Annotated in this window: 4 protein-coding genes; 1 reads left to right on the forward strand and 3 read right to left on the reverse strand. The window is 73.3% G+C overall.

From position 1 onward, the window contains the following. Positions 1–1976: tetratricopeptide repeat protein (locus HTZ82_RS11745; protein ID WP_175409286.1), on the reverse strand; the 1976-nt coding region annotated here is incomplete at its 3' end. A 328-nt stretch (positions 1977–2304) separates the two neighbouring features. Between HTZ82_RS11745 and HTZ82_RS11750 the strand changes: the two genes are divergently transcribed. Continuing rightward, positions 2305–3123, forward strand: a complete 819-nt coding sequence (locus tag HTZ82_RS11750; RefSeq protein WP_175409287.1) for a class I SAM-dependent methyltransferase — start codon at positions 2305–2307, stop codon at positions 3121–3123. 73 nt (positions 3124–3196) lie between these two features. On the opposite strand, the gene HTZ82_RS11755 is transcribed toward HTZ82_RS11750, so the two are convergent. Both HTZ82_RS11755 and HTZ82_RS11760 read right to left on the reverse strand, forming a co-directional pair. Continuing rightward, positions 3197–6097 (reverse strand): AAA family ATPase, encoded by a 2901-nt coding sequence (locus HTZ82_RS11755; RefSeq protein WP_175409288.1) that lies wholly within the window; start codon positions 6095–6097, stop codon positions 3197–3199. A gap of 192 nt (positions 6098–6289) precedes the next feature. Continuing rightward, the coding region (locus HTZ82_RS11760) for a cytochrome P450 (protein WP_175409289.1) at positions 6290–7595 on the reverse strand (1306 nt) is incomplete at its 5' end.

Genomic DNA, 7595 nt, shown 5'->3' on the forward strand with positions numbered 1-7595 from the left:
ACGAGGGTGCGGGCCAGGTAGTGGCCGCCGGCCTTGCTGTGCTCCAGGTCCCGCACCGCGTCGGCCAGGACACGCAGGGCCTCGTCCGCGTCGCCGAGGTGGTCGTGGACCGTGCCGATGGCGGCCAGTGCGCGGGCGGCCATCCGGGCGTCCTCGACCGCGAGCAGGTCGCGGTGGGCCCGCCGCAGCGTCTCCAGCGCCTCGGTGTGCTCGCCGGCGGCGTCCTGGGCGCCGCCCAGGAAGAAGGTGGCGATGGCGACGCCGCGCCTCTCCCCCGCCTGTGTGTTCAGTTCGGCGGAGCGCCGGTACGCGGCGATGGCCCGCGCCGGGTCGGTCCGCTCCAGGTGCCGGCCGTGGAACTCCTGCACGGACGCGCTCAGCGCGAGGTGCCCGGCCGTCTCCGCGCAGGCCACGGCCTTGTCCAGCTCGGCGCCCGCCCGGTCGTGCGCGCCGAGGTCCGTCAGCGGGCGGGACAGCAGGCTGCGCAGCCGCGCCTCGGCGGCGGGCACCATGTCCCGGGCGGCGGCTTCGGCCCCGAGCTCCAGGGACTCCGTCCAGTCCCCGAGGTAGCGCAGCCGCAGGAAGAGCGCGGTGAACGCCTCAGCGAGCTGCCACACCTGGGTGTCGAGCCCGAGGGCGGCGGCCTCGCGGAGCACGGCGAGGATGTTGGCGCGCTCGGCGTCCAGCCAGTCCAGCGGGTCGGGGCCGCCGGGCGCCGCGAACGGGTCGGGCGCGTCGCGCAGCAGCGCCGAGAGGTCCGCGATCCGCAGCCGGTCGGCGCGCAGGGCGTGGTCGGCGAGTGCGGTGAGGACGAGGTAGTGGCGGGTGACGCGTTCGACGACCGCAGGTCGGCCGGGCGGGGTGTCCTCGGCCGCCGCGCGTTCGCGGGCGTGGAGCCGTACGAGGGAGTGGAAGCGGTGGCGGCCGTCGTCGGTGAGGTCGAGGAGGCTCGCGTCCTCCAGGACGGCGACGAGTGCCTCGGTGGCGGCCGTGCCGAGCCCGGCGGCGACGGCGGCGGTGCCGGTGTCGAAGCTGCCGCCGGGGATCCAGCCGAGGATCCGGTAGAGGCGTGCCGCGTCGGGCGGGAGGGCGCGGTAGCTGAGTTCGAGGACGGCGGACACGGAGTGCTCCCCTCGCAGTGCCAGTGCGCTCAGGCGGCGGCTCTCGTCGGCGAGTTCGGCGGCCAGCGCCGCCATGGTGAGCCGGCGGCCCGTCAGCAGCCGGGCGGCGGCCAGTTGGAGGGCCTTGGGGTGTCCGGCGCACAGCTCCACGAGCCGTTCGGCGGCGGGCCGCTCGGCGTCCACCGCGTCGGCGCCGCACCGTTCGGACAGCAGCCGCAGTCCGCTGTCGCGGTCGAGGGGCTCCAGGGGCATCAGCCGGGCGCCGTCCATGACGAGTTCGTCGAGGCGGGAGCCGCTGGTGACGAGGACGCCGCTGCCGTGGCCCTTCGGCAGCAGCGGCCTGACCTGGGCGGGCTGGGTGACGTCGTCGAGCACGACGAGGATGCGGCGGCCCGCCGTGCGGGTGCGGAACAGCGCGGCCCGTTCCTGGAGGGAGGCCGGGATGCGCTCGGCGTCTTCACCGAGGGCCCGTAGGCCCATGGCGACGGCGGCCGACACGTCGGCGCCCTCGCCGTCGCGGAGCGCGCCGTAGTCGACGTAGATCTGGCCGTCGGGGAACCGGTCGTGCGCCCGGTCAGCCCAGACGCAGGCGAGGGTCGTCTTGCCGATGCCCGGGATGCCGGTGATCACGTCGAAGAGGATGCGCGACCGGCCGCCCTGCGTGGTCGCGCGGTCGAGGCCCGTGTCGAGGGCGGTGAGTTCCGGGGTGCGGTTGACGAAGGCGACGGCCGGTACGGGGACTTGGTCGGGCGGCACGGCGGGATCGGGGGCGGGCGCCACCTGGAAGGTGATGCCGCCGTGGATGTTCCCGGCCTGGACGACGTTCCCGCTCACGTTCCCTGACAGGTCGTTCATCGGACCGCCCCGGCTTGCGGTGCCGCCAACTCGGCTGTCACATGGCCCCCTTGTTCGTATGCGTCGGCGTACGCGTCCGCGTGTGCGTTCGCGTTCGCGCGTCCGTTCGCGTGTCGTGTGCCGCCACCGTAGAGAGATCGCGGTGCGTTGGGTAGCGCGCCACGAATGGAGTACGCGGACACCACTCGTGCGGGTGCCGTCCCCGCCCCGCGAGGCGGTACGCGGGCCCCTGGGCGCCCGGACGGGTGCACGGTGGACGCCGGCACCCGGGCACAGGCCGCCCGGGTGCCGGTGACCGAGGTGGAAGAGCGAGAAGGCGGTGGGCGTCATGCCGAGGAAGGCCATGGAGAGGGACCGGTCGAGCGCGGCGTACAAGGTCGGGTACGCGCTGCGGAACCCGGGCCGTGTCGTGCCGTATGTGCGCCGCGCGGCGCGTGACGGCTGGCTGTGGCTGAAGCACCGCGGCAGCCATGTGGCGTACTACCGGGCGGTGATGGCGAGCGACACGGCGCGCAGCCCGGAGGCGGCCGTGGGGGGCGGGCCGTCGAAGGAGCGGTGGCTGGCGATCGGCCGGATGCAGTTCGACTACCTCGTCGGGCACGGACTGCGGCCGCAGGACCGGATGCTGGAGATCGGCTGCGGCAATCTGCGTGCGGGTCGGCTGTTCATCGAGCATCTGGAGCCGGGGCACTACTACGGCATCGACATCTCGCCGGACATCCTGATCGAGGCGAAGAAGACGCTGGTCCGCTACGGCCTGCAGGACAAGATGCCGTATCTGACGCCGGTGAACGACCTGCGCCTCGACTTCCTTCCGGACGGCTGGTTCACGGTGGTGCACGCGCACAGCGTGTTCTCGCACTCGCCGCTGGAGGTCATCGACGAGTGCCTGGCCCATGTGGGGCGGGTGCTGGCGCCGGGCGGGTTCTTCGACTTCACCTTCGACCGTACGGAGGGCCCCGAACACCAGGTGCTGCGCGAGGACTTCTACTACCGCACGCAGACCCTGGTGCGGCTGGCCCGGCGGCACGGTCTGGAGGCGCGGTTCATGGACGACTGGGAGCGGCTGCCGCACGGCCAGTCGAAGCTGCGGGTCACCCACGCGGAAGCGGGCGACCGGGTCCACTCACCGGCCGCGGAGAGCTGACCGGCCGCGGACGGCACGGCGCCCCGTTCCCTCCACCGAGGGTCCGGGGCGCCGTGCCGCGGGCGGCCGGCGGTCACATGCCGAGGGCGCGGTGCAGGCCGAGGCGGTCGGTGCCGAGCTTGGTGAAGACCGCCGAGAGCAGCTCCGACACCTGCTGTTCGCCGGTGCCCATCTCGGTGGCGATCCGCGCGTTGTCGAGTCCGTCGGCGGCGTGCCGGGCGGCGGCGGACTCGGCCAGCGTCAGGCTGTCGCGCTCCGCCGCGCAGGGACGGCGGGGGCGCAGGCCGGCGGAGGCGAGCTGGGTCCTGGCCCGGTGGACGAGGACCTCGGCGCCGCACGCCACCGCGGTCTCCAGGCCGCGGTACAGCTGCTGCGCGGCGTACGCGAGGTCGCCGAGGGTGCGCAGGGCGGTGCCGTGGTCGATGAGCGCGTGGGCGAGTTCGTACGCGGCCGGGGACTGCTCCAGGTGGGCGACGGCCTCGTCGAGGAGGACGACGGCCCGGCCGACGTCGGTGGTCGCGGCGGAGACGCGCAGGGCGTGTCCGATGATGCTGGACGTGCCGAACGCGCGGGCCCGTGCGACGGCCTGCTCCGCGGTGGCGCGGGCGTCGTCGGGCCGGCGGGCGCCCGCCCTGGCGAGGGCCAGGTCGAGTTCCCAGGGGCTCCAGGCGGGGTTGCACGTGCCGCGCTGTTCGAGGCGCCGGCCCGCCGCTGAGAGCTGGCGCTCGGCCTGGTCGGTGTGGCCCTGGGCCAGAAGCAGCTTGCCGTACACGGCCTGCGGGTCGGGGTAGACGACGGCTTCGGGGCGGATGTCGCCGAGCCGGTAGGTGTCGGCGACCTGCTGTGCGGCGCCGATGTCGCCGCGGGCGAGGAGCGTTTCGACGAGGGTGCCGACGGCGTACCACTGGGCGGGTGCGCCGTGGCCGACGCGGTCGGCGATCTGGAGGCCGTTGCGGGCGAAGTCCTCGGCCTCGGCGAGCCGTCCGCGGCGGTAGCGGATGTACCCGAGCAGGGTGTAGCCGAAGGACAGGTGGGTGCCGCGCCAGCCCTTCGCCTCGAACTCGGAGACGCCGGTGTTGAACAGCTCTTCGGCGCGTCCTGGCTGGTCGCAGTACATGAGGGTGAGCGCGGCGACGATCGGCACCTCGAAGCCGAAGTCCTCGTCGGTCCAGCTCATGCCGCCGTCGAGTGCCTTCTCGGCGTAGTGGAGTGCTTCGGCGGCGGGCTGGCCGCGTACGACGGTGTCCCAGGCGCGGAGCGCGAAGATGTGGCGTTCGGCCAGGTCGCGGCCCGGGAGGCGTTCGGCGAAGCGGGTCAGCAGCCGGGAGCGGCCCTGCGGGTCCTTCTCACCGGCGCGTACGGAGTTCCATTTGAACTGCTCGGCCTGCATACGGAGTCTGGTCCGGGAGCTGGTGGTGCGGCGGCCTTCGTCGGAGAGGAGTTCGGTGGCCTGTTCCAGGCGGCCGGTGTGGGCGAGTGCCTGGGCGAGCCGGTAGGTGACGGTCTCGCGGAGGCTCTGTTCCAGCTTGGGCTCCTCAAGGGCTGCCCGCAGGTGGTTGACGGAGCTGACGGGGTCGTGGAGCAGGTTGGCGGAGCCGAGTTCGAAGAGGACCGGGGCGCGGTCCTCGACGTCCGGCGGTTCCCGCAGGGCGCGGGCGAGATAGCGGCGTGCGGCGTCGGGCGCGCCGGCGGCGAAGCTCTCGCGGGCGGCCTGGCGGAGCTGCCGTACGACCCAGGGGTCGCCTTCGGGGTGCATCTCCAGCATGTGGCGGGCGGCGGCAGCGGCGCCGAGGCCCTCGTCGATGACGGCCCGGGCGGCCATGCCGTGCATGCCGACGCGGACGCCGGGCGGGATGGAGCGGTAGACGGCGGTGGCGATGAGCGGGTGGCAGAACTCGACGACCTGGTGGCCCTTGATGCTGGTCAGGACCGTCAGGATGCGTGCGGTGCGCAGTTCCTCGATGCCCGCTTCCACCTGGGACTCGCCGAGTGCGCACACGCCGCCGAGGAGGCTGGTGGGCATGCCGGAGCCGAGTACGGCCGCGGCCCAGGCGAGCCGGGTGGTGGAGGGGCCGAGCTGCTCGATGCGTTCTATGAGGCCGCTGCCCTTGACGGCGGAGGCGAGGTCGCGGAGCTCGGGGATGTTGGCTTCGCGGGGCGTGAGACGGCGGTCGCGGGCCTTCGCGGCGAGTTCGACGACCTCGAAGGGGTTGCCGCCGGTGACGGCCCAGCATTCGCGGCAGAACATCTCGTCGGCCTCGTCGCCGAGGGTGTCCCGGACGATGCTGGCGACGGCGGCCGCGGTGAGCGGGGCGAGTTCGTGGGAGCGTGAGCCGTGGCGGTCGGCGAGGGTGTGCAACGCGACGGCGTCGGGCGTGAGTTCGTCGGGGCGGCAGGCCACGACGATCAGCATGCCGAGTTCCTCGGCGCGGGAGGCGAAGGCGGTGAGCCAGGCCAGCGACTCGGAGTCGGCCCAGTGGGCGTCGTCGAGGACCATGACGACGGGGCCGCTGCGCACCGAGAGGTTGGTGATGACCCAGTCGAGGCCGTCGCGGACGCCCTGCGGGTCGGGGTTGGCGTTGCCGTCGGGTGCGGCGAGGCCGATGGCGGGTGCCACGATGCCGTACCAGTCGCCGAGGACCTCGCGGCGTTCGTCCTCGCCCATGGCGGCGAACACGGGCTGGATGAGCTGCCGCATCACATGGAAGGGCACCTGCTTCTCCTGCTCGCCGCCGCGGGCGAAGAGCACGGTGCAGTCGCGTTCCGCGGCGGTCCTGCGGGCCTCGGCGAGGAGCGTGGTCTTGCCGAGGCCCGCGGGTGCGGCGAACGAGAGCACGCCGCCGTGGCGTGCGGGTGTGCCGCGGCTCGTGGTGCTGCACAGCGCGTCCAGCGCACGCTGGATCGCGAGGAGTTCGGATTCCCTTTCGAGGAGCGGGTGAGGCCCCCGCCCGTGCTGATCCACCACCGGTGTCATCACTTGCCCCCTCTGGCGCGTGCCGCCGAGTGTAGGGCCAAGGAGGCGGGATGTTGCTTGCGGCGACCGTTTTTCCGGGAACATCGCCACTCGTACGAAGGGGACGCGGTATCCTCCGCTGACGCTCGGGCCCGGCGAGAGCGCCTTCCGCTCGAAAGCGCTCTCGAACCGGTCAGAAGCGGGCAGATCCTGTCAGTTTCGCGGCAGGGGAATCATGGGGAGGGCATTCGGCTGCGGAATACCCGCGGGCATCTCGCGGACATCGGCCCCCGGCGCGTGGACGAGGCGCCATCGCGATGCCACGGTCGCGACCGTGGTGAGGATTTCCGCGACCGCGAAGGAATCCCCGATGCATTTGTGCGGTCCGGCGCCGAACGGGATGAAGCTGTGGAGACGCGGCGCCCGTGCAGGGGCGCTGCCGCTCCACCGTTCCGGCGTGAAGGACGTGGGGTCCGGATACAGTTCCGGGTCGCGGTGGAGCGCGTACGGGCTGTAGGCGAGTTCGGCGCCTTCGCGGATGCGCACGCCGCCCAGGGTCACGGGGCCGAGGGCGTGCCGGGTGAACAGCAGCGGCGAGTGGAGGCGCAGCGCCTCCTGGAAGACGCAGTACGTGTACGTGAGGCGGGGCAGGTGCTCGGGCCGGACCGGGCCGGTGCCCACGACCTCGTCCACCTCCGCGTGGAGGCGTTTCTCCGCCTCGGGGTGGCGGCCGAGTTCGTGGAAGATCCACGCCATGGTCGTGGCCGGGGTCTCCGTCCCGGCGAACATGATGGCGATGACCTCGTCGCGTACCTGCCGCGCGGTCATCGTCCGGCCCGTCTCGGGGTCCTCGCTCGACATCAGCATGGCGAGCAGGTCGCGCCGGTCCGGCCCGTCGGTGCCGTACTCCGCGATGACCTGGTCGATGATGCGGCGGAGGCGGGCGGCGGCCGTGTCGAACCGCCGGTTCGCCGGGATCGGCAGCGGGTCGAGCGCCTTGGGCATGACGGCCCGCATCAGCATGCCCTCCAGGACGACGGGCAGTGAGCGGTGCACCTCCGCGACGGCGGGCTTCGCGAGGTCGCCGGAGAACGTCAGGTCGGCGACGGCGGTCAGCGCGAGACGGCGCATCTCCTCCAGTACGGAGATCTCGCGGCCGGCGGTCCAGGACCCGGCCATGGCGTCCGCCTGTGCGGACATCTGCCGGGCGTACACGTCGATGTGGTCGCGGTGGAAGGCGGGCTGGATCAGGCGGCGCTGCCTGCGGTGGAAGTCGCCGTCGGTGGTGACGATGCCGTTGCCGAAGAGCGGGCGGAGCCGTTCGAAGACGCGGCCGCGGCCGAAGCTCCTGCCGTCGCCGACGAGCACCGTGTGGACGAGTTCGGGGTCGGTCAGCACATGGACCGGCCAGGTGCCGAGGTCGACGCGGACGACGGGGCCGACGGTGCGCAGGGACTCCAGGAACGCGATGGGCCTGCGGCCGAGCTGGAGGGCGTGGCCGAGGACGGGCAGGGCGCCT

The sequence above is a fragment of the Streptomyces sp. TRM64462 genome, from assembly GCF_013362995.1.
Classification (GTDB): domain Bacteria; phylum Actinomycetota; class Actinomycetes; order Streptomycetales; family Streptomycetaceae; genus Streptomyces.

Coding starts and splice junctions, on each gene's coding strand:
- HTZ82_RS11750 (WP_175409287.1), top strand. CDS start 2,305: ATGCCGAGGAAGGCCATGGAGAGGGACCGGTCGAGCGCGGCGTACAAG.
- HTZ82_RS11755 (WP_175409288.1), bottom strand. CDS start 6,097: ATGACACCGGTGGTGGATCAGCACGGGCGGGGGCCTCACCCGCTCCTC.